We start from the raw sequence: 513 nt of genomic DNA on the forward strand, positions 1-513 counted from the left end.
GAGAAGTTCTGGTTGGCGCCGTTGCCGCAGCCCCACTGGAGGAGCCGGGCGGTCTCGGCGAAGGAGTAGTCGCCGACGTCGACGCACTTGCCGCTCTGCCGGCCGACCAGCTGCTGCCAGGTCGCGTGGAGCGGGGTGACGTGACCCGCGTCCGCGTCCAGCGTGATCTGCGGCGAGTAGCCGAGGGTCAGGGTTGTCGCGGTGGGGAAGGCGAGCGGCAGCCACACGTACTGCGAGTCGTTGACCGTGCCGCCCGTGGAGTTGCCCCAGCGGTCTCCCATGTAGAGGTAGCTGGTGCCCTGGCTGCCCTCCACCGGCAGGACGAAGGTGGTCTGGGTGTGGTAGGTGATCCCGTCGCCCGCGTCGTTCAGGCCGCTCCAGGACCCGGTGATGCTGTCGGCGGTCGCGTACTTCTGCTGGTTGGGGGCCCAGCCGGTGGCACCGGAGGTCAGCAGGAAGTAGACGCCGTCGCGCTTGAACATCGCCGGGGCCTCGCGGGACTCGCCGTTCCAC

At 69.6% G+C, this 513-nt stretch carries 1 pseudogene; it reads right to left on the bottom strand.

Annotated features, from left to right (window positions below):
• Positions 1–513: pseudogene (locus PUR56_RS10915) on the bottom strand (beta-xylosidase); the annotation flags it as partial.

The organism is Streptomyces sp. BE303, assembly GCF_036290945.1.
GTDB lineage: Bacteria > Actinomycetota > Actinomycetes > Streptomycetales > Streptomycetaceae > Kitasatospora.